Origin of the sequence: Marinitoga sp. 38H-ov, assembly GCF_011057715.1 — a bacterium.
Taxonomy (GTDB): domain Bacteria; phylum Thermotogota; class Thermotogae; order Petrotogales; family Petrotogaceae; genus Marinitoga.
Genome location: NZ_LNGH01000008.1, coordinates 1 through 21,736 on the forward strand (window position 1 = coordinate 1; position 21,736 = coordinate 21,736).

The window sequence follows — 21,736 nt, forward strand, 5'->3', positions numbered from 1 at the left end:
GAATCACGTATTAGAGATGCTGATATGGCAAAAGTTATGGCTGACTTTACAAAACAACAAATTCTAATGCAATCTGGTACAGCTATGTTGTCTCAATCTAACCAACTACCTCAACAAGTTTTACAATTACTTAGATAATATTTAGGATAATATTTTAAGGGCGAATGGATTCGCCCTTTTTTTATTTTTATAATTATTTCTAAATATTCCACTAAAGAAAAAAGAAAAACAGTCGAAATATATAGTGATTATAAAATATTACATTTCACACGGAGGTGAAATTATGAGGATATATCATAATATGGAGGCTATGAATGCCTGGAGAACACTTACAAATGTAAAGTCTGATATGGGAAAGTCTTTGGAAAAATTGTCCTCTGGTTTAAGAATTAACAGAGCAGCTGACGATGCAGCAGGTTTGGCTATTTCTGAAAAAATGAGAAACCAAATTAAAGGTTTAGACACTGCTGTTAGAAATTCCCAAGATGCTATTTCCATGATTCAAACTGCTGAAGGTGGATTAGACGAAATCCACTCAATCTTAAAACGTATGAGAGAATTAGCTGTACAAGCTACATCTGATACAAATACAGATGCTGATAGAGTTCAATTACAAAACGAATTTACTGAATTAAGAGATGAAATTAATAGAATAGCCAAAACAACTCAATTTAACACTAAAAACTTATTAGATGGTTCTTTAAAAGAAACTAGAAGTGCTGATGTTAAATTAGTATCTCCAGGTTCCGCTCATTTTGAGGTTGATACAACATTTGGAACTAACGGTGTTGGTCATACTATTACACAAGATGCTAATGTTATTATTGAAGTAGGACAATTGAATGGTTCTGCTACATCTGGAATTGATGTTAAGTTAACAATTGTAACAGCCGGCGGAAGCAACAGCGTTACAACTCTTGCATCAAATGGTTCTGCAGTTATAGGTGTTGGTGGTGGATCTATTAAAATCAAATGGGATACTAATCAAATTGCCGATATAAACGATTTTGGCGGAACATTAGCATCAGGTACAAAAGTTGATGGTGGTGCTGTTGTTGTATATGGTAAAGTAAGCTCTGGAGATTCTGGAGTTAATCCATTGAATTTCCATATTGGTGCTAATGAAGGTCAAGTTATTTCTATGGGCTTTGAAAGTATGAAAGCTGATGATTTAGGTATTACTACTGGAATAAGTGTAGATACCTCATCTGATGCTGAATTTGCCATTAGTGCTATAGATGCTGCTGTATATAGAGTATCTGCATTTAGAGCAAAACTTGGTGCTGCTCAAAATAGGCTTGAACATACTATTAAGAACTTAGGTGTAGCCTCTGAAAACTTAACAGCTGCTGAATCACGTATTAGAGATGCTGATATGGCAAAAGTTATGGCTGACTTTACAAAACAACAAATTCTAATGCAATCTGGTACAGCTATGTTGTCTCAATCTAACCAACTACCTCAACAAGTTTTACAATTACTTAGATAATATTTAGGATAATATTTTAAGGGCGAATGGATTCGCCCTTTTTTTATTTTTATAATACATTTATATAAAACAAAAAGGGTGTTTCAATCACCCTTTTTGTTTTTATTATTATATTTTTGTTTTTTTCAACCAACCTATAACAATAGGACTTGCTATATACAATGATGAATATGTACCTACTACAACACCCACTGCTAAACCAAATGCAAATGGAGCAATTGCTTTACCACCCCAAATTAATATAGGGAGAACTACTAAAAATGTTGTTATAGATGTATTTAATGATCTAACAATAACTTCATTAATACTAATATTTACAATTTCTTCAATGCTTTTTTTACCTCTAAATTTCTTCATATTTTCCCTTATCTTATCATATACAACAATAGTATCATTTAATGAATAACCCGCTAAAGTTAAAAATGCTGCTATTGCTGCCACATTAATCTCAATACTAAACATTGAATAAAATCCCATAGTAATCAAAATATCATGAGCTAAAGCTAAAATAGCACCAACTCCAAATGAAAACTTAAATCTTAATGTAATATATGCAAGTAATAAAATTAAAGAAATAATAACAGCGTACCAAGCAAATGATTTTATTTCTTCAGCAGCATATCCTGATACATCATTAAATTCCAAAAATTCAATTTTAACACCTTTTTCTGAAAATTTTTCTTTCATATTATTAATTAATTCTTCTTTTAAAGATGTTGATCCTGATAATGATTCTTTCAAAACAACTAAATATTGATATAACTCTGTATTTTCAACATTTAGATTTTTTAATTTTGCAATTTTAGCTGTAGCGTAATCTGATTTAATAGAACTTAATATATCTCTTACTTCATCTACTCCTACTTCTTTATCTGATGATATAACAAATTCAGTTCCTCCTGCAAAATCCACTCCTAAATTAAATCCTTTAGTAAAAACAAAAATTAAACTTGTAATTATTAATAATAATGATAATAGTATAAACATTTTTCTTTTTCCAACAAAATCAAACATTATTTTCCCTCCTCTACAGCCGCTTTTTGATATTTTTTCACATTTATTAGATGACTTGTGGATTCAAGGATTGATCTTGAAACTACTAAATTAGTAAACATACTTCCTAAAGTACCTATAATTAGAGTAATTGCAAACCCTCTAACTGTACCTGTAGCGAAGTAGTACAATACAACTCCAGCTAATACTGTTGTTAAATTAGCATCAAATAATGTCCAAAATGCCTTATCAAAACCAAATCTAACGGCTGTTAAAGGAGGCCTTCCATGCCTTAATTCTTCCTTAATTCTTTCATATATAATAACGTTTCCGTCTACAGTTGTACCAAATGTTAAAATAATACCTGCAAGACCTGGTAGGGTTAATATTGCATTAGTACCTGCTAATATTCCTAATAATAACATTGAATTAAATAATAATGCAATATCAGCAACTAATCCCATCCAACCATAGAATATAATCATATAGATCATAACAACAAATAATCCTAATAATCCAGCTTTAATGATTGTTTCAACAACATCTCTACCTAATGTAGGACCTGTAGTTCTTTCTTGGAATTTAATTAAGTCAACTGGTAAATTACCAGCTTTTATTAGTGCTGAAACATTTCTTGCTTCATCAATAGTTTGAATACCTGTTATTTCTGCACTACCACCTGTAATTTTTTGATTCACAGTAGGAGCAATTATAACCCTATTATCTAAAATAATAGCTAATCTCTTTCCGATTAAATTACCAGTAATTAATTCAAATTTTTTACTGCCTTGAGAACTAAATTTCAAATTAACTTTAAAACCACTATTTCTAGTATTTATATCTGAATTTGCATCTATTACTTCCGTCCCAGTAAATTCAAATGGCTCTTCGCCAAATGTAAAGTATTTCTTTACCTTATACCATGTTGTTTCATCATATATATCTCTTACATAATCATATAATTCTTCTTCTTTCCCATTAATTACTACATATTTATTTCTTGAAACATTTGGTTTTGTATCAGATGTTTGAACTTCAACTACTTCTGCAAAATATAACTTTCCTCTACTACCAATTAATTTTTCTGCTGTTTCAATATCTGTAATTCCTGGAATTTCAACACGAACTCTAATTTTGTTTCCACTAACAACTTTTGTAACCACAGCTTCTGTATATCCTGCAGCATCTAATCTTTTTCTTAAAACAAGAATAACATTGTCTATAATTTCATTTGGATCTGTACCTTCATCTAATTTCATATCATACTCTAACATACTTCCGCCTTGAATATCTAAACCTAACTTAATATTTGATAAATATTTTAATACGCCCGTATTTTCTACATTTTCATTTGATGGCCAAAAAAACATAAATAATGCTGTTAGTATAACTAATACTGATATAATTACTCTAACTCTATGCGCTTTCACAAAACCAACCTCCTTGATATATTACTTTTCTTCTTTACTTTCTTTATTTGATTTAGATAAAATTGCAACTATTGAACTTTTTGTAATATCCAATTCTGTTTTATCAGCAGTTCTTATTCTAACATAATCATTATTTATATTAACTACTTTACCAACTATACCAGCTTGGGTTAAAATTTTATCATCTTTTTTTAATTGAGATAACATATCTCTATGTTTTTTCTCTTGCCTTCTTTGAGGAAGAATAATTAAAAAATACATCATACCAAAAATTAATATAAACGGAAATAGTAACCCCCAGAAACCTCCAGATGATGCTGTTGCAGTATTAGCAGATGTTTGCGGCGCTGCTGCTTCAGGTGGACCAAAAAAAAGAATATTTGTTATGCTATAAAAATTCATAATAACTTCACCTCCAAATAATTTTTTCTTAGAATATTATAACACAGATTTGTGATTTATGGAAATTTTTATGATATAATAATAGAGGAAATTTTTTTCTTATATAGAAAAATTAATAAATAAAAATATAAGGGGGTATATTAATGGAATTATTAAAAGAATTAGAAAGCATTATTAACAATCTTACAAATAAGTACAACAAAATAAAAGAAGAAAAAGACAAGCTTAAAAAAGAAAACGAAGAGCTATATGTTGAATATGAAAACATTACTAGAGAACGAGATTCATTAAAAACACAAATAGAAGAATTTAAAAAGAACGAGGAAGAAATGAAAAAATACATTCAAGATATTAATTTAAAATTAAAAGAAATACTTGGTGAAGAGATAATTGAAACACCTTCTGAAAAAAATGAAAATACAATTAATGAAAATATATCATATGAGGAACCTAAATGGTAATAAAGTTTAGGCGGTGAATTTATGGGAGACAGAATTGATAAACGTATTTACTTTGATTTAATGGGGAAAAAATATGATTTCATAACAGATGAACCTGAAGAGGTTGTCAATGAAATACTTGAAAATATAAAAGAAAATGTTGAAGATATATATTCAAAAATGAACAATCCAGATATTGTTCATATTCTTCTATATTTATTATTAAATGAAAATTTAGAAAAAATAGAAATGAAAAACGGATTGAAAAATTTAATAGAAAAGGCTAATACTGTCTCCCATAATAAAGGTTAATTGGTGGTGTGTTTATATGAAAATAGGTTTTTTTGATTCTGGAATAGGCGGTTTAACCGTTTTAAAAAAGGTGGTCAATACCTTTAAAGGCCACCACTATTTTTATTTTGGCGATACTTTAAATGTACCATATGGTTCTAAACCTATAGAAAAAATTATATATATATTAAAAGATTTATTCCATTTTTATGAAGAAAATGGAATAGATATTGTCGTTGCTGCCTGTAATACTTCTGATTCTCTAATATTAAGAAATTATATTGATATTAATAAATATAGTTTTAAATATATTAGTATTTTAAAAAATGCTGTTTTACAAATAAACAAAAAAGAAAAAGTATTACTACTTGCTACAGAAAACACTGTTAGAACAGGTACATATAGAGAATTATTGATTTCTAAAGATGTTTCTGTACATGAAATTGCTTGTCCTCTTTTTGTTCCTTTAATAGAAGAAGGAATTTGGCATGGCCCTATTGCCGAATCAATAGTAAATTTTTATTTAAAAAATCAAAAATCATATGATAAAATTATTTTAGGTTGTACTCATTATCCAATTTTAGAAAAACATATTAATAAGGTTGTCAATGGAAACATTATCGACCCAGCAGATGGGATAGTTGAAACACTTAAAAATCAAATCCCTGTAATATATGAAAATCCAAAGATTGATTTTTATGTTTCTGGAAATATAAATAAATTTATACATAATACAGAAAGAATATTGGGGAAAAATAATTTTAACGTTTCATATAATCACCTTGTTTTAGGGGAGAATGGGGTGAATTTATGGTAGAAAAAAGAAAATTATTATTAATTACTGGTTTATCAGGTGCTGGAAAAACTACAATATTAAAAATACTGGAAGATATTAATTATTATACAATTGATAATATACCTCCACATTTAATAGATGAATTTACTGCTATGCTTCTTAATAGCACTGAAATAAATAATATTGCTTTTGTTAGTGATATTAGATGGAAAGATTCTGAAAAACTGAAAATGGAAATACTAAAAATACGAGAAAAATTTAAATTTTCAAATATTGATTTTACAGTAATATTTTTAGATTCTTCCCAAGAAACTATAAAAACTAGGTTTATGAAATCAAGAAGAGGGCATCCTCTACAAAGCAATTATACTTCTTTAGATGAGGCTATTGAAAATGAAGTAGAATTAATGACCCCAATAAAAGAGATATCAGATTATATTATTGATACAACAAATTTAGAGCCATCTAACTTTAGAGAAAAAATTCTTGAAATTTTAAATGAAAAAAAAGCAAATAACACTAAAATAAGAATAATAAGTTTTGGTTTTAAATATACTCCACCAAATGATTTAGATTATATGTTTGATGTTAGATTTTTACCAAATCCATATTATATAAAAGAATTATATATAAAAACAGGAAAAGATGATGAAATCAAAGAATATTTAGAACACTTTAATGAAACACAAGAAACAGTTGAATCAATATATAATTTAATAACCAAAGTTCAAAAATGGTATTCTTCAACTGGAAGAGTATCTATAAATGTCGGTATAGGATGTACAGGAGGGCGACATCGTTCTGTATATATTGCCGAACAATTATATTATTTATTAAATCAAAATAATTACAATGTCTCTATTTATCATAGAGATATTGAAAGGTGATATTATGTCTTTCTTTTCAGAAAAGGTAAAATTAGAGTTAGTTAACACAAAAATTGATTATCCTGAAATAGAACTTTTTGGTTTTATTAAAGGTAAAGGGAGTTTTGTAATAAATGGCGATCAATATTTTTTGAAATTATCTGTATCTTCAATGAATACATTAAAAAGAGTATACAAAATTTCAAAAGAAATATTTGAAGAATGGATTACAACATATATAAAGGTTGAAAAAAGACTAAAGTTAGGTAGAATGGGTGAGTTATATTTTAATTTAATGCATGCAAAAATTGTTTTTGACGATAAAAAAATTGATATATTTTCCGATAAAATTCCATCTTATATTTCATCAGATCCTTACCTCTTTGGAATTTTCTTTAGAGGATTATTTTTAAGTTGTGGTTCTGTTTCTATAACGAAAAATTATCATTTTGAAATATTTTCTGATTTCACTGAAGATTTTGCTCAAATGATAATAAAAATTTTACATAATCTTATAGGAATCAAAGCTAATTATATAAATAAAAATAATAAAATAAAAATATATATAAAATCTTCTAATGATATATTGAATGTATTAGAATTAATTGGTGCACATAACTCAGCAGAGGAAATTTCTAATATAATAAAAGTTCGCGAATTAAAAAGTAACGTATCGCGAACGTTTAATTTTATCTCTGCCAATGCTTCAAAAACAGCTGAAAGTGCTTCAAAACAAATTAAAGATATTGAATTAATAATAAAAAATAATTTGTTCGAAGATTTACCCAATGATTTAAAAGAAATCGCTATGTACAGATTAGAAAATGAAAGTGATAGCTTAAGTGAAATGGCTGAGAACTTAAATATTTCAAAATCTACATTGTATTATAAATTAAAAAAGATAGAAAAATTAGCAAAAGAAATTAGAGGTGAAAAAAAATGAAATGCCCATATTGCGGACACGATGAAACTCGGGTATTAGATTCACGGACTATTGCAGAAGGAACTGTAACTAGAAGAAGAAGAGAATGTTTAAAATGTAATAGCAGATTCACTACTTACGAAAGATATGAAACACATAAAATATTTGTAATTAAAAAGAACGGTCAAAGAGAATTGTTTGATAGAAAAAAAATATTAAACGGTTTAATAAAAGCATGTTATAAAAGAGCTATTAGTTATGAAGAAATTGAAAGTATTGCTGCGCAAGTTGAAGAAAACATAAGAAAATTAGGTGTATCTGAAATTGAAAGTGTTAAAATTGGTGATATGGTAATGTATGAACTTAAAAAAATAGATCATGTTGCATATGTTAGGTTTGCTTCAGTATATAAAGAATTTGGCGATTTAGATCATTTTGTAAAAATAATTAATGATTTGAAAAAGAAAGAAGATAAATAAGGAGGTTTAAATATGGTTCCAGGAGAGAAGATTCAATTAACAAAAGAAGGTTATGAAAATTTATTAAAAGAAAAAGAAATTCTAAAGAAAAGATTAATGACTGAAATCGCTGAAAGAATTAAAGAAGCTAGGGAACTTGGTGATTTATCTGAAAACAGTGAATACGAAGAAGCTAAAAACGAACAAGGTAAAATCGATTCTAGAATTAAAGAAATAGACTATATTTTAGATAATGCAGAAGTTATTGATGAATCTGAAAGTAATAATGATGAAGTAAACTTAGGAAATACTGTAATAGTTAAGGATTTAAGAAAAAATATCGAAGAAACATATAAAATTGTTAATTCACAAGAAGCAGATATTTTTTCTAACCCTAAAAAAATTAGTTCAGAGTCTCCTTTAGGAAAATCGTTATTAAAAAAGAGAATTGGAGATAGAATTAAATTTAAAACCCCTGCTAATGTTGAACGAGAATTAGAAATATTGGCTATTTTAAAATATGGAGGTGCTTGAGTTGAGCGATTTAAGAGAGCAAAAATTAAAATTGATTGAAGAAATCAGAAACGAAGGAAGAAACCCATATCCCTATAGATTCGAAAAAGATATGAAGGTTGAAGAAATCAAAGAAAAATATGGAAACATTTCAGACGGCGAACTATTAGAAAATGATATTTTTAAATTTGCTGGAAGAGTTATGTCTATTAGAAAACACGGAAAATCCGCTTTTATAGTTTTAAAAGATGATACTGGAAGAATACAAGCATATATAAAAAAAGATAAAGTTCCTGATGGAAAATTTGATGAATTTAAAAAATATATGGATATTGGTGATTGGGTTGGATTAGAAGGATTTCCATTTAAAACACATACAGGAGAGTTAACTATATTAATTCTCAACTTCGAAATACTCTCAAAAGCATTAAGACCATTACCAGAAAAATGGCATGGATTAAAAGATAGGGAAATAAAATATAGACAAAGATATGTTGACATGATTGCTAATGATGAAAGTTTAAAAACTTTTGTTACTAGATTTAAAGCAATTAGATATATTAGAGAATTTTTACACTCAAAAGGATTTATAGAAGTAGAAACACCTGTTTTACACCCAATTTTAGGTGGAGCTAATGCTAGACCTTTTGTTACACATTTAAATGTATATGATGTTGATATGTATTTAAGAATTGCCCCTGAATTATACTTAAAAAGACTAGTAGTTGGTGGAATGGAAAAAGTATTTGAAATTGGTAAAAATTTCAGAAATGAAGGTGTTTCTTACAAACATAATCCAGAATTCACAATGATGGAATTATATCAAGCATATGCTGATTATACTGATATGATGAAATTAACAGAAGATGTTTTATCTTATGTTGTTGAAAAAATTCATGGTACAACCAAAATTAATTACCAAGGTGTTGAAATTGACTTTAAACCTCCTTTTAAAAGAGTAAAAATGAGAGATTTTATAAAAGAACATTTAGGTGTTGATATTTTAGAAGATCCTGATGAAAAATTAGTAGAAGTGCTAAAAGAAAATGGTGTCGAAGTATCTGTTGAAGATAAAGGGCATTATATAGATGAATTATGGTCATTAGTTGAACATCATATTGTACAACCAACATTTGTTTTAGAACATCCCGTTGAAATTTCACCATTAGCAAAAAGACATAGAGAAGACCCAAGAGTTACTGAAAGATTTGAATTAATTATATATGGAAGAGAATTAGCAAATGCTTTTAGTGAATTAAATGATCCTGTTGATCAATTACAAAGATTTAAAAAACAAGTTGAGTTAAAAGATATGGGTGATGAAGAAGCCCAAATGATGGATTTAGACTTTGTCAGAGCTCTAGAATATGGATTACCTCCAACAGGCGGTTTGGGTATTGGTATAGATAGATTTGTAATGTTCTTAACCAACGCTGAAACTATTAGAGATGTTATAGCTTATCCTATTGTTAAGCCTATGAATTTTGAAGATGAAGAAAATTTATTTGAATCTGATGAATAATTTTAACCTTTTTTAAATATTAAATTCATCTTTATGTATATAATATACTAGGTATAACTAAGTATAAAATAATAATTAAAATATATAGGAGGCTGATTAAAATGGCTAGAGTTTGTGAAGTTTGCGGAAAAAGACCTACTGCTGGAAATAATGTTGCTCACTCAAAAGTTACAACAAGAAGATGGTGGAAACCAAACATTCAAAAAGTTAAAGTTTTATTAGAAGATGGAACAGTAAAAAGAATGAATGTTTGTACAAGTTGTTTAAAAGCTGGAAAAGTTAAAAGAGCAATTTAATTATAGCGCCTTAGGGCGCTATTTTTAATATGTGTTATAATATTTTGGGGTGATAGTTTTGAAAGTTTTAGGACCTATTGTTACTTCTAAATCTATTGGTCAATCATATATACAATTAAGAGATTTAATACCTATATCAAAAAAATATGGGTATGAAAGTATAGTCTTATATGAAGATCATCCAAAATCATGGATTAATTTTATTAATCTATGTAATAAATTTAAAATTAAACCATACATTTTATTTGAAAATGGAAATAGAGTTTATTTTCCAAAGAATTCTGAAGATTTAAAAAAATTAATACGATTATACAATGGCGAGAATTTAGATTTGCCTTTTTTTGAAAAATCTAATATTTTCAAAAAAATTGTATATCCTACAATGCAATTCTCTAAAATCATAAATAATATTGATGGTGATTATATTAGAAAAGATTATCATTTAAAATATTATATTACTGAAAGACTTCACGATGAAATTATCAAAACTAATACCAACTATAATATTTCAGAATTTTATATTGGAATACCCAAACTAGGTGGATTTAAAAAACTATACGAAAGTATTTTACCTATAATTAGCAAATTACCAGATAAATATGTTGAAAGGTTAAAAATAGAATTAGAAGTTATTAGAAAATTAGATGTATCTGATTACATATTAACTGTTAAAAAAATTGTAGACATCGCAAAAAAAGCAGAAAGTTTAGTTGGTCCAGGTAGAGGTTCTGCTGTTGGATCTTTAATTGTTTATTTATTAGGCATAACTTTAATTGACCCTATTAAATATAACTTGTATTTTGAAAGATTTTTAAATGATTCAAGAAAAGAACTTCCAGATATTGATATTGATGTAGAATCTAACAAAAGAGATATGATAATCGAGGAGTTAAATAAGGAATTTGATATTGCACAAATAAAAACATTTGTAAGAATGAAAAATAAAAGCGTATTTAAAAAAATAAAAGAAATACTAAATGTTGATTACTCAAATAAATTTAGTAAAAATATCAGATCACCTGAAAATATGCATTTATATTCAAAATATAAAGATTATTATACTTTAGCTTTTTATTTAGAAGGACTAGAAATTGCAGAATCTGTCCATGCTGCTGGAATTATACTATCAGATAAGAATTTAAAACAAAAAATCCCTCTTGATTTAAATAGAGATATTCCTATTACATTATGGGAAATGGATGATTTAAAAAGTATTGGAATCGAAAAATTTGACTTACTATCTTTAGATACATTATCTTTTTTAAAAGAGTTTAATTTTAACTACACAAAAGAACATTTTATAAGTTTAAATAACAAAAAAGCTTATGAAATAATTTCAAAAGGTTATACTGAGGGTATTTTTCAACTTGAATCGAAACTTGCTAAAAAACTTGCTAAAAATTTAAAACCTGATTCTTTTGAAAAATTATATATTTTACTTGCTTTAAATAGACCAGGTCCATTAAACTCTGGAATGTTTGACGAATATTTACATGGAACTAGTAAAAGTTATTTGAAAGAACTTATCCCTGAAACTAATGGTGTTATTATTTTTCAAGAACAAGTTATGTTTTTAGCTCAAAAATTGGGAAATTTATCTCCTTCAGAATCTGATGATTTTAGAAGAGCAATTTCAAAAAAAGAAATTAATAAAATTAAACATTTAAAAACAAAATTTATTTCTAACGCTTCAAATATTATTGGAGAAAAAGAAGCAAAAATATTATTTGAAAAAATTGAAAATTTTGCTCAATATGCTTTTAATAAATCTCATAGTGTTGCATATGCTCATTTAAGTTATTGGATAGCAGAATTAAAAAGTATATATCCTGAAAAATTCTATTTAGAATATATAAAATACAAAGGATTAACAATGAATATATTTAATGAAATGAAATTAATGAACATAAAAATAAATTTGCCAAATATTTTAACTCCAAATGGTAATTTTAATAAAAATTCTATTATCTTGCCATTGAGAGTAATCAAGGGTGTTGGAGAATTCGCTGAAAAAACTATATTAGACGATATTCAAAAAAACGGAAAATACTCTTCCTTTGAAGAATTTGTATTGAGATCTAAAGAAATTGGAATAACTAGAAATATCATTGAGCAATTAATTAAAGCGGGGTCTTTTGAAGCATTTAATAAAAATAGAAGAATGCTTATTAGAAATATATCTGAAATTGAAATGAATGCTAGTGAATCATCCAAAAAAATTTTATCCAATGTTTTCGGAGAAAATATATCTAATGAAAGCAAAAAAATAACTACTTCCAAAGAAGATATTTTTAACTTTGAAAAGGAAGTCTATGGATTTGTTATTTCCTCTTGATTTTATATAATTTTTATGATATAATTTAATTGATAAATAATTTTTTATGCGTTCGAGGGCTAAGCCCTCGAACTCTCTTTTATATAATTATGGGGGTGAAGACATGAACGATACTAAAGACTTGATAAAAGAAAAAGCAAATGAGATTGCTAAAAAAATGAATTTAGAGATTTTTGATGTATCATTAAAAAAAGTAAGAAGAAAACTAAAGTTGGAGATAATTATTGACAAATTAGACGGCTTTGTAGGAATAGAAGATTGTGAAATTTTTTCAAGAGAGATTGAATCGTATTTAGACGATAAAGATATTATTGAATCATCATATGATTTAATAGTAAGTTCCCCAGGTTTAGATAGACCTTTAAGAAATATAAATGATTTTATTAGATTTAAAGGTAAATTATCAAAAGTAATACTTAAACAAAGAATTGAAAATAGAACAGCTATAAAAGGTTATATTGAAGATATACAAGATAATGTTATCTATATCAAAGAAAAAGATGGTGGAAAAGTTATTAAAATACCATATGAAAAAATATTAAGATCAAATCTAGAAATTGATATATAGCGGAGGTGTTTATATGAATGTAGTATTAATAGAAGCGCTAGAAGAATTAGAAAGAGAAAAAGATATAAAAAAAGATGTCCTGTTGGAAATTATAGAAAAAGCTATTGAAAAAGCTTATAAAAATAATTATGAGATGGAAAATGTAGAAGTTGTTATTGATAAAACTCATGGAGAAATATCTATATATCAAATTTTAAAGGTTGTAGAAGAAGTAACAAATGATGGTGAGGAAATATCTTTAGAAGAAGCTAAAAAAATTAATTCAAAAGCTCAAATTGGAGAACTTATAAAAAAGAAAATAAACCCCAAAAAAGAATTTAAAAGAATTGCAGCTCAAACTGCTAAACAGGTAATAAAACAAAGCATTAGAGAAATCGAAAAAGAAAATTTATATCATAAATATGCTCCTTTACAAGGAAAAATTACTACAGCTGAAGTTTTAAAGGTAACATCTGAATATGCTGAAATAAGAATTGGAAAATTAGAAACAAAATTACCAAAAAAAGAATGGATACCAAACGAATCATTATATACAGGAGATATTATTAAAGTATATATAAAAAGCATACAACAAACTACCAAAGGACCAAAAATATTAGTTACTAGAAGTGAACCAGAATTTGTTGAAGAATTATTTAAAATGAATATTCCAGAAATTGAAGATGGAATAGTAAAAATTAAAAAAATATATCGTGAACCTGGAGTTAGAAGTAAAATAGCTGTATATTCTGAAGATCCAAAAGTTGATCCCGTTGGAGCCTGTATTGGTGAAAATGGTATAAGAATCAGTCAGCTTTTAGAAGATTTAAAAAATCTTGAAAAAGTAGATGTTATAAAATGGTCTGATGAAATTGAAGAATTAATTAAAAACGCTTTGGCTCCTGCACAAGTGTTAAATATTAAATTAGACAAAAAAAATAAAACCGCTGTTGTAACTGTTCCAGAAAATCAATTATCTCTTGCTATAGGAAAAGGTGGTCAAAACGCAAGAGCTGCTGCTAAAATAACTGGTTGGAAAATAGACATACATACTGTTTAAGATATAGGAACACAATTTTAATAATGTTTAAATCTAATTTTTTTCTTTATGCTGTAAAATCTAGTTGAACTAAAATATGAGGAGGCGGTTTTTACAATATGTCCCAACAAGTTTTGAAAAAAGTACTCAAAGATAAAAAACAAAGAATGACAGCACAAAGGGAATTAATATTAAAAATATTTATTGAATCAAAAGGTAGATTAATGAGTTTAGATGATGTATATATGAATATAAGAAAAAGAAAAAATCATAAAACAAGTAAAATGACAGTAAAAAGAGGAATTGATTTACTAGAAGAATTGGGAATAATAAGAAAAATTGATTTTGAAGATGGAACTCCTAGATATGAGTTAATTGATGAAGTTGAAGAAGAAAATAATGTGCTCTTTATTTGCGAAAATTGCGGTAAAGCTTTAAAAGTTGATATAGAAAAAAAAGATTTGAAAAATTTATTTCCATTTGATAATATTGAAATTAATGATTTTGAATTAAAGGTATATGGATATTGCAAAGAATGTAAAATATAAGCAGGACGTTTTGATGTGCCCCCGAAAGTGGTACAATTAAGAAAACAAATAAAGGATTTATCCAACATGGCTCCAGTACTCTACTGGAGCCATGTTATTTAATCTTTTGAAATATATACTTCTTTATGATAGATTATTTTTAAATACCTTTTATGAATATATAAACATCTATTCCTTTAAATTTAAAATATACTTCTAATCTATTAATTATATTTTTCATTCATCTTTTGTATCTATAATAACTATTCCTCAGTATACCTGCTATTTTACATAATTTGGATAGGTCTATCTATTATTTTTATTTTTTTAGGTTTATTTTCCTTTGCTTAATAATCTCAAATATTCATTTATTTACCTCATCATTTCTTCGCTTTCTTTTTTAGGTCTTCCTCGTTTTTTGCTTGGTGTTCTTTTGCATTTTTTATTCTCTTGTTTTATATATTGAGTATATTTTTTCTGTTGTTTGGTACGGTAATTTTTCAATTACTACTTCTTCTTTAAACTCTTCTGAATACTTCCTAAACTTCTATCCTTTTTTTGCCATTAAAAAACACCCCCTACTTTTATTTTATCACTTTCGGGGGTGTTTTTTTATTATTTCATTTTTTTGGGTTCAGATCATTTTTGCCCTGTTTATTATTTTAGATATTTACTTATTTCTTGTTTTAATTCTCCTATCCCTTCTCCAGTTTTAGAAGATACAGGAAAATATATATATTCACCATATTTTGATATTTCTCTTCTTATTATTTCATATTTTTTTCTTCTTTCAGATTGTTTTAATTTATCTAATTTTGTTAAAATAATCATAAATGGCATTTCGAGTTCTCTTAACCATTGTATCATTTCAATATCTTTTTTTTGAGGTTCATGCCTATGATCAATTAGTAAAAAAACCATTTTTAAAGAATACCTATTTGTAAAATAATCCTCTAATAACTTTTCCCAATTCTTTTTTTCTTCTTTAGACACACTAGCAAAACCGTAACCCGGAAGATCTACTAAATACCCTTTATTATCAATATTATAAAAATTAATAGATCTTGTTTTACCAGGATTAGAACTAATTTTTGCTATTTTTATTCCAAATAATTTATTTAATAAACTAGACTTCCCAACATTTGATCTTCCAGCAAAAGCTATTTCAAAATCTAATGGCGGGGGATAATCTCCTATAGAATATGCAGTTTTTGTTAAATTTATTTTTTTAAACATTTTTATCCCTCCAATAATACTATTTTTAATACATCTTGTATATTATCAACCAAATTAACTTTTATCTTTTTTAATATCTCTTCTGGTATTTTTTCTAAATCTTTTTTATTGTCCTTAGGTATTATTACTTCTTTTATACCACTTCTATATGCAGATAATAATTTCTCTTTTATTCCTCCAACAGGTAAAACTTTACCCATTAATGTTATCTCACCAGTCATTGCAATTTCATTATTTATAGGTCTTTTTAGTATAGATGAAACAATAGATGTTGTTAATGTAACTCCTGCAGAAGGACCATCTTTTGGAACAGCTCCTTCTGGAACGTGTATATGAAAATTAAAATTATCAAATTTATCTAATAACTTTTTATCATATTCTTCTATTAATGCTTTTGATAAAGTTAGAGCAATTTGAGCTGATTCTTTCATAACATCACCTAATTTACCTGTTATAATAATTTTCCCTTTTCCTGACGTAACCAGTGTTTCAACTTGTAATATTTCTCCACCATATGCTGTCCAAGCCATTCCTGTAGCAACACCAATTTCTGGTTTTTCCAATTTATTAGATCTAAAATAAGGAGGTGTCCCTAATAAATCTTTAATATTATTTACATTAACATTTACTTTATTTTCGCCTTCTGCTAATCTTAAAGCTGATTTCCTCATTAATTTAGCTAAAACTCTTTCTAAAGATCTTACTCCAGATTCTCTAGTATATTCTGATATTATTTTTTCTAATGCTGATTTATTTATTTTTAATTGATTCTTTTCTATACCATGTTCTTCAAATAATTTTGGAATTATATAATCTTTAGCAATATAATATTTTTCTGCATCTGTATATCCAGGAATTTGTATAATTTCCATTCTATCTCTTAATGCTATAGGAATAGTGTGTAACACATTAGCTGTTGTAATAAATATTACTTCTGATAAATCAAAAGGTATTTCTAAATAATGATCTGTAAATGATGAATTTTGTTCAGGATCTAATACTTCTAATAATGCTGCAGCTGGATCTCCTTGATATGATATTCCCATTTTATCGATTTCATCTAATACTATAACCGGATTTTTTACACCTAATTTTCTTATTAATTGTATTATTCTCCCCGGCATTGCTCCAACATATGTTCTTCTATGACCTCTAATTTCTGCTTCATCTCTCATTCCTCCGAGAGATATTCTTCCAAATTTTCTTCCTAATGCCTCTGCAACTGATCTTCCTAAAGATGTTTTTCCAACACCTGGAGCACCAACAAAACATAATATAGGAGATTTTGGTTTATTTGATAATTTTCTAACTGCTAAAAATTCTAATATTCTTTCTTTAGGTTCCTTTAAACCATAATGATTTTTATTTAATAATTTTTCTGCTTTTTTAATATTTATTCTATCCTCAGTTTTATTATTCCAAGGTAAATTAATAATCCAATCTAAATATGTCCTTACTACACTTGCTTCTGGAGAATATTGTGACATCTTTTCTAGCCTTGCCAATTCATGTTCAACCTTTTCTTTTACATATTCAGGCATTTCTATTTTTTCTATACTTTCTTTTAATTCTTTAATTTCCTCATCAGCTTCTCCTGACAATTCTTCTTGAATAGCTTTTAATTTTTCCCTTAAATAATATTCTTTTTGACCTTTCTCTATTTTCTCTTTTACTTTTGATTCTAATAATTCTTCTATTTCCAATAATTCTATTTCTCTCATTAATATTTCCAATTCAAGTTCAAGACGTTTTCTAGGATGCAATTCCTCTAATAATTCTTGTTTTTCCTCTAATTCAAGCGGTAAAACAGATGCAATTAAATCACTAATAACTTCAGGATCATTTGTGTCTTCTAAAATCATTAAAGCTTCCTGAGGGAACTTTTTTGTTAAACCTATATATTTCTCAAATAATCCTTTTACCTTTCTAACTAAAGCTTCCAATGTTTTAGTGTTTTTATAACTCCTTTCAAGAGTTTTTATTTTAAATTTTATTAGTTTTTCAGATTCTAATACTTCTTTTATTTCCGCTCTCTTTAATCCCTCAACTAATATTTTATATTCCCCATCTGGCAATTTTGCAATTTGAACAACTCTCCCAACAGTACCTATTTTGTAAAGATCTTCTATTTTTGGATCTTCTAATTCAATATCTTTTTGTGAAACAAAAAATAATAAATTATTATATTTTTCCAATGATTCTTCTAAAGCATTAATAGACTTTTTTCTTCCTATTAACATAGGAAGAATTGAATTAGGAAATATAACAAGTTTAGCTCTTGTTGGTATTACAGGTAATTCTTCTGGTATGCTTTCTTTAAATGATTTATCTATAAACATATCTATAGCACTTTTTTTATTTTCCATATAATCAACCTCCATTTTTATTCTAAAATTAACATTTATATTATTAATTATATTCAGAAATATGGTAGAATATAAAATTGATACGTTAAAAACGCATTATATATTTTAACACATATTTTGTAATTTATTAGGTATTTAAGGTAAAGATAAAGAAAAATTAATCAGAAGCGATTATTAAAGGTGGTTATAATATGACTCAAATGATACAAATGTTTGGATTAAAATTATTATCCGGAAAAAAAGAGGATATGTGGAATTTTATTGAAAGGAAATTAAACTCAAATGAAAAAGTTTGGGTTGTAACTCTTAATGCTTTAATGTTTTTAGAATATTTCAAAAATGATGAATACAAATACGAATTACAAAATTCCACAATTTCTATTCCAGATGGAATAGGTGTAGTAAAATATTTAGAAAAATGGGGATATCATACAGAAAGATGTCCTGGTATAGATACTATGCTAAAAATATGTGAATGGCAAAAACACAAAATATTCTTATTAGGTTCTCAGCCAGGTATTGCAGAAAAAGCCAAAGAACATTTAGAAAAGAAATTCCCAAATATTACAATTGTAGGAACTCACCATGGTTATTTTGATAATGATAATAATATAATTGAATTGATTAATAATAGCGGAGCTGAAATATTATTCGTAGGAATGGGTGTTCCTAGACAAGAAGAATTTATATATAAAAATTTAAATAAACTTAATATAAAAATGGCGATGGGTGTTGGAGGAAGTATTGATGTAATTTCAGGAAAAATTTCTAGAGCCCCAAAATTATTTCAATTATTTGGCCTAGAATGGTTATATAGAATGATCAGAGAGCCAAAAAGATTTAGAAAATTCCCGGATTTAATGAACTTTTATTTTAAAGTATATCGTTCTAAAGAAACTCCTGTAAATTTAGAAGTAATTAATTTATAAGGCAACCTTCGGGTTGTCTTTTATTTTTGTGTTTTTTATGGTAAAATTATTGTAAAAAAGGGGGAATGAACATGAATATCCATCATTTTGTAGAGATTATAGTTAGTTATATATCAGATATTTCTTATATCATGGCTATTATAGTAATCTTTTTTGGAATGATAAAGGGATTTTCAATCTTTTTAAAAGATGTGTTATTAAAGAAAAAATCCGAAGAAGCTATATGGGAAAGTCGTTTGGAATTAGGTCATTCTTTTTCTTTAGGACTAGGTTTTTTAATTGGATCTAGTATTTTAAAAACTACCGTAGCTCCTACTTGGAATGACATTGGACAACTAGCTACTATTATAGCTATTAGAACAACTTTAAATTTTTTCTTAACAAGAGAAATTAAAGAACATAAAAAGGAAGTTAGAAATGGAGAAATATAAAAACGCTATAATTTGGATGAAGGAATTTTTAAAAGAATCTAATAAATCAATAATGATAAATATAAAAAAGAATAGAATTCCTTTAATTGACAAAACAGAAATAGAAAAATTTTACAATAATCTAAAAGAAAAAAATATTAAAGTTATAACTTATTTTGATGATGAATATCCTAATAAATTAAGAAATATTTTTAATCCACCATTAGTATTATACGCAATTGGAAATTCAGAATTATTAAAAAAAGATAGTGTTGGTATTGTGGGATCAAGAAAATGCTCAGAATATGGAAAAAACATTGCTTATTTTTTTTCTAAAATCCTTTCTGAAAAATATATTATTACTAGTGGTATGGCTTATGGAATTGATACTTATGCTCACAAAGGATCTTTAAAAAATGGAACTATAGCTGTTTTAGGGTGCGGCATAGATATACCATATCCAAAATCAAATTATGATTTATATTATCAAATAATAAAAAATAATGGTTGTATTGTATCCGAATATGCACCAGGAACTCCTGTACAACCTTTTAGATTTCCTGAAAGAAATAGAATCATTGTTGGTTTGAGTAAAAGTATTATCGTTATTGAAGCTGCTAAAAAAAGTGGATCTTTAATTACTGCAAAATTGGCTCTCGAATCAGGCATTGATGTTTATGCTGTCCCTGGAGATATTAATAGAAAAACTTCAGAAGGAACAAATTTATTAATATATAATGGTGCTATACCTATTATTTCAGAAAATAATTTAAAAGAATTATTTAATATATAAAGAATTATTTAATTATATTAAAGGGGGCGATTAATATTAGAAATAATAAAAAAATTTTTATATTTCTTTTATTAGCATTCTTTTTATCTTCATGTTCTTCCCAAACTAAACCATATGAGTATTTTGCTACAGACAATAATTATACAGAAATTATTGTCGAAGGAAAAGGTGTAAGTTATGATGATGCCGAAAGTAATGCAAGAGTTCAAGCTTTACAAAATGTTGTAGGTATGAAAGTGTTTAATGAAACAAAAGTTAGGAACTTCAAATTAGTTGATAAAACTATACTATCTAAAACTTATGGGTTTATTAAAGGTAGTGAAATATTAGAAAAAAAAGAAGATAATGGAATTTATACAGTAAAAGCAAAATATTTAGTTTCCAAAAATATTGGAGACGATGATTTCTTTTATATACTTCACCAAATGAAAAAGCCAAAGGTTGGAGTAATTATTACAAATTTAACAAATGAATTGAATAAAATTTCAAGAACAGCTATTGAATCTGAACTATCTAAATATGGATTTAATTTATTTGATTCCGATAGAATAAAACAGATTTCTGATTACAACTCATTAGCAAATGAAGGATTGGATGTTATTATTACTGGTCAAGTAACTTCAGAATATGCAGGTAAATATTATGGTTTAGAATCTGCTAGAAGTAAAATATTCTTATCATCATATTGGGCATCAACTGGAAAATTAATATCTTCAATTAATGAAGAATCTGGCGGATCTGATATAACCAAAAACGATGCAATTAAAACAGCCATTAAAAAAAGCTCTCAATTAGCAGGCGAAAAACTTGCAAAAGATATAATAAAAACTTGGATGGATTATTTAGCTAATGGTCTTCCAATACAAATTATCGCATTAGATGTTTCTAATGATGAATATAATCAATTATTAAATAGAATAAAATCTATATTTAAAGTTTATTCACATGTTTATTCAAATAATACAGCTGTGTTTGAAATTGAATCTACAATATTTACAGATGATATATATTCGTTATATTTTAGTGATTATATATTAATTAGCCAAAATATGATGCTTATTGTTATAAAATAGATTTTTTTTCATTTAATTACTATTAATCTAAATTATTTAGCTCTAATCAACTGCTAAAATTAA

24 protein-coding genes are annotated in these 21,736 nt (G+C 26.6%); 19 read left to right on the forward strand and 5 right to left on the reverse strand.

Annotation, left to right across the window (positions count from 1 at the left end; translation table 11 throughout):
- Together AS160_RS02460 and AS160_RS11445 are read left to right on the forward strand one after the other, a co-directional pair.
- The coding region (locus AS160_RS02460) for a flagellin (RefSeq protein WP_346774415.1) at positions 1-138 on the forward strand (138 nt) is incomplete at its 5' end.
- 145 nt (positions 139-283) lie between these two features.
- Positions 284-1,489, forward strand: a complete 1,206-nt coding sequence (locus AS160_RS11445) for a flagellin (RefSeq protein ID WP_165144410.1) — start codon at positions 284-286, stop codon at positions 1,487-1,489.
- A 108-nt stretch (positions 1,490-1,597) separates the two neighbouring features.
- Here the strand turns inward: AS160_RS11445 and secF are convergent, their stop codons facing one another.
- From secF to yajC, 3 genes are read right to left on the reverse strand one after another with little or no spacing between them, the layout of a single operon-like run.
- On the reverse strand, positions 1,598-2,503 hold the full coding sequence (gene secF, locus AS160_RS02470; RefSeq protein WP_165144412.1) for a protein translocase subunit SecF: 906 nt from the start codon (positions 2,501-2,503) through the stop codon (positions 1,598-1,600).
- Complete coding sequence (gene secD, locus AS160_RS02475; protein WP_165144414.1) at positions 2,503-3,912, reverse strand: protein translocase subunit SecD; 1,410 nt, start codon at positions 3,910-3,912, stop codon at positions 2,503-2,505. The genes secF and secD overlap by 1 nt, the downstream gene beginning before the upstream one ends.
- 21 nt (positions 3,913-3,933) lie before the next feature.
- Positions 3,934-4,314, reverse strand: a complete 381-nt coding sequence (yajC, locus tag AS160_RS02480; RefSeq protein ID WP_165144416.1) for a preprotein translocase subunit YajC — start codon at positions 4,312-4,314, stop codon at positions 3,934-3,936.
- A gap of 143 nt (positions 4,315-4,457) precedes the next feature.
- On the opposite strand from yajC, the gene AS160_RS02485 reads away from it, so the two are divergent.
- From AS160_RS02485 to AS160_RS02545, 13 genes are all read left to right on the forward strand, one after another.
- Complete coding sequence (locus tag AS160_RS02485; RefSeq protein WP_165144418.1) at positions 4,458-4,775, forward strand: hypothetical protein; 318 nt, start codon at positions 4,458-4,460, stop codon at positions 4,773-4,775.
- A 21-nt stretch (positions 4,776-4,796) separates the two neighbouring features.
- A complete protein-coding gene (locus AS160_RS02490) occupies positions 4,797-5,066 on the forward strand; it encodes a hypothetical protein (protein ID WP_165144420.1) in 270 nt (89 codons plus the stop codon).
- A 16-nt stretch (positions 5,067-5,082) separates the two neighbouring features.
- Positions 5,083-5,862, forward strand: a complete 780-nt coding sequence (murI, locus tag AS160_RS02495; protein ID WP_165144422.1) for a glutamate racemase — start codon at positions 5,083-5,085, stop codon at positions 5,860-5,862.
- The gene (gene rapZ, locus AS160_RS02500) at positions 5,856-6,728 is read left to right on the forward strand and encodes an RNase adapter RapZ (RefSeq protein WP_165144424.1); all 873 of its coding nucleotides are present in this window, start codon (positions 5,856-5,858) and stop codon (positions 6,726-6,728) included. The genes murI and rapZ overlap by 7 nt, the downstream gene beginning before the upstream one ends.
- Before the next feature lie 4 nt (positions 6,729-6,732).
- A complete protein-coding gene (gene whiA / locus AS160_RS02505) occupies positions 6,733-7,650 on the forward strand; it encodes a DNA-binding protein WhiA (RefSeq protein ID WP_206528047.1) in 918 nt (305 codons plus the stop codon).
- Complete coding sequence (gene nrdR / locus AS160_RS02510) at positions 7,647-8,108, forward strand: transcriptional regulator NrdR (RefSeq protein ID WP_165144428.1); 462 nt, start codon at positions 7,647-7,649, stop codon at positions 8,106-8,108. The genes whiA and nrdR overlap by 4 nt, the downstream gene beginning before the upstream one ends.
- Positions 8,109-8,120: 12 nt before the next feature.
- Positions 8,121-8,621 carry a transcription elongation factor GreA gene (gene greA, locus AS160_RS02515; RefSeq protein WP_165144430.1) on the forward strand — a complete coding sequence of 167 codons (501 nt, stop codon included), beginning with the start codon at positions 8,121-8,123 and terminating at the stop codon, positions 8,619-8,621.
- Positions 8,608-10,122 carry a lysine--tRNA ligase gene (gene lysS / locus AS160_RS02520; RefSeq protein ID WP_165144432.1) on the forward strand — a complete coding sequence of 505 codons (1,515 nt, stop codon included), beginning with the start codon at positions 8,608-8,610 and terminating at the stop codon, positions 10,120-10,122. The genes greA and lysS overlap by 14 nt, the downstream gene beginning before the upstream one ends.
- A gap of 101 nt (positions 10,123-10,223) precedes the next feature.
- The gene (rpmB, locus tag AS160_RS02525) at positions 10,224-10,418 is read left to right on the forward strand and encodes a 50S ribosomal protein L28 (RefSeq protein WP_165144434.1); all 195 of its coding nucleotides are present in this window, start codon (positions 10,224-10,226) and stop codon (positions 10,416-10,418) included.
- Positions 10,419-10,476: 58 nt separating this feature from the next.
- Positions 10,477-12,753 (forward strand): DNA polymerase III subunit alpha, encoded by a 2,277-nt coding sequence (gene dnaE / locus AS160_RS02530; RefSeq protein WP_165144436.1) that lies wholly within the window; start codon positions 10,477-10,479, stop codon positions 12,751-12,753.
- A 103-nt stretch (positions 12,754-12,856) separates the two neighbouring features.
- On the forward strand, positions 12,857-13,321 hold the full coding sequence (locus AS160_RS02535; RefSeq protein WP_165144438.1) for a ribosome maturation factor: 465 nt from the start codon (positions 12,857-12,859) through the stop codon (positions 13,319-13,321).
- A gap of 13 nt (positions 13,322-13,334) precedes the next feature.
- Positions 13,335-14,360, forward strand: coding sequence for a transcription termination factor NusA (nusA, locus tag AS160_RS02540; RefSeq protein WP_165144440.1), 1,026 nt, complete (start codon positions 13,335-13,337; stop codon positions 14,358-14,360).
- A 98-nt stretch (positions 14,361-14,458) separates the two neighbouring features.
- Positions 14,459-14,887 (forward strand): transcriptional repressor, encoded by a 429-nt coding sequence (locus tag AS160_RS02545; protein ID WP_165144442.1) that lies wholly within the window; start codon positions 14,459-14,461, stop codon positions 14,885-14,887.
- 636 nt (positions 14,888-15,523) lie between these two features.
- On the opposite strand, the gene yihA is transcribed toward AS160_RS02545, so the two are convergent.
- Positions 15,524-16,102, reverse strand: a complete 579-nt coding sequence (gene yihA / locus AS160_RS02550; RefSeq protein WP_165144444.1) for a ribosome biogenesis GTP-binding protein YihA/YsxC — start codon at positions 16,100-16,102, stop codon at positions 15,524-15,526.
- A gap of 2 nt (positions 16,103-16,104) precedes the next feature.
- Positions 16,105-18,468: an endopeptidase La gene (gene lon, locus AS160_RS02555; protein WP_165144446.1), complete on the reverse strand. Its 2,364-nt coding sequence runs from the start codon at positions 18,466-18,468 to the stop codon at positions 16,105-16,107.
- Positions 18,469-18,659: 191 nt separating this feature from the next.
- Between lon and AS160_RS02560 the strand changes: the two genes are divergently transcribed.
- From AS160_RS02560 to AS160_RS02575, 4 genes are all read left to right on the forward strand, one after another.
- Entirely contained in the window at positions 18,660-19,397 is a 738-nt protein-coding gene (locus AS160_RS02560) for a WecB/TagA/CpsF family glycosyltransferase (protein ID WP_165144448.1), read from the forward strand.
- Positions 19,398-19,468: 71 nt separating this feature from the next.
- A complete protein-coding gene (locus AS160_RS02565) occupies positions 19,469-19,828 on the forward strand; it encodes a DUF1622 domain-containing protein (RefSeq protein WP_165144450.1) in 360 nt (119 codons plus the stop codon).
- On the forward strand, positions 19,815-20,600 hold the full coding sequence (dprA, locus tag AS160_RS02570; RefSeq protein ID WP_165144452.1) for a DNA-processing protein DprA: 786 nt from the start codon (positions 19,815-19,817) through the stop codon (positions 20,598-20,600). Before AS160_RS02565 ends, dprA begins: the two co-directional genes overlap by 14 nt.
- Before the next feature lie 236 nt (positions 20,601-20,836).
- Entirely contained in the window at positions 20,837-21,673 is an 837-nt protein-coding gene (locus AS160_RS02575) for a hypothetical protein (RefSeq protein WP_206528048.1), read from the forward strand.
- The last annotated feature ends 63 nt before the right edge of the window (positions 21,674-21,736 follow it).

Bases quoted from the DNA above. Each gene is read 5' to 3' on its own strand.
- AS160_RS02490 (WP_165144420.1), top strand. From the start codon at position 4,797: ATGGGAGACAGAATTGATAAACGTATTTACTTTGATTTAATGGGGAAA.
- AS160_RS02545 (WP_165144442.1), top strand. From the start codon at position 14,459: ATGTCCCAACAAGTTTTGAAAAAAGTACTCAAAGATAAAAAACAAAGA.
- AS160_RS11445 (WP_165144410.1), top strand. From the start codon at position 284: ATGAGGATATATCATAATATGGAGGCTATGAATGCCTGGAGAACACTT.
- AS160_RS02565 (WP_165144450.1), top strand. From the start codon at position 19,469: ATGAATATCCATCATTTTGTAGAGATTATAGTTAGTTATATATCAGAT.
- whiA (WP_206528047.1), top strand. From the start codon at position 6,733: ATGTCTTTCTTTTCAGAAAAGGTAAAATTAGAGTTAGTTAACACAAAA.
- greA (WP_165144430.1), top strand. From the start codon at position 8,121: ATGGTTCCAGGAGAGAAGATTCAATTAACAAAAGAAGGTTATGAAAAT.
- AS160_RS02535 (WP_165144438.1), top strand. From the start codon at position 12,857: ATGAACGATACTAAAGACTTGATAAAAGAAAAAGCAAATGAGATTGCT.
- AS160_RS02560 (WP_165144448.1), top strand. From the start codon at position 18,660: ATGACTCAAATGATACAAATGTTTGGATTAAAATTATTATCCGGAAAA.
- AS160_RS02485 (WP_165144418.1), top strand. From the start codon at position 4,458: ATGGAATTATTAAAAGAATTAGAAAGCATTATTAACAATCTTACAAAT.
- murI (WP_165144422.1), top strand. From the start codon at position 5,083: ATGAAAATAGGTTTTTTTGATTCTGGAATAGGCGGTTTAACCGTTTTA.
- yihA (WP_165144444.1), bottom strand. From the start codon at position 16,102: ATGTTTAAAAAAATAAATTTAACAAAAACTGCATATTCTATAGGAGAT.
- rpmB (WP_165144434.1), top strand. From the start codon at position 10,224: ATGGCTAGAGTTTGTGAAGTTTGCGGAAAAAGACCTACTGCTGGAAAT.
- nrdR (WP_165144428.1), top strand. From the start codon at position 7,647: ATGAAATGCCCATATTGCGGACACGATGAAACTCGGGTATTAGATTCA.
- nusA (WP_165144440.1), top strand. From the start codon at position 13,335: ATGAATGTAGTATTAATAGAAGCGCTAGAAGAATTAGAAAGAGAAAAA.
- lon (WP_165144446.1), bottom strand. From the start codon at position 18,468: ATGGAAAATAAAAAAAGTGCTATAGATATGTTTATAGATAAATCATTT.
- lysS (WP_165144432.1), top strand. From the start codon at position 8,608: ATGGAGGTGCTTGAGTTGAGCGATTTAAGAGAGCAAAAATTAAAATTG.
- yajC (WP_165144416.1), bottom strand. From the start codon at position 4,314: ATGAATTTTTATAGCATAACAAATATTCTTTTTTTTGGTCCACCTGAA.
- secF (WP_165144412.1), bottom strand. From the start codon at position 2,503: ATGTTTGATTTTGTTGGAAAAAGAAAAATGTTTATACTATTATCATTA.
- dprA (WP_165144452.1), top strand. From the start codon at position 19,815: ATGGAGAAATATAAAAACGCTATAATTTGGATGAAGGAATTTTTAAAA.
- rapZ (WP_165144424.1), top strand. From the start codon at position 5,856: ATGGTAGAAAAAAGAAAATTATTATTAATTACTGGTTTATCAGGTGCT.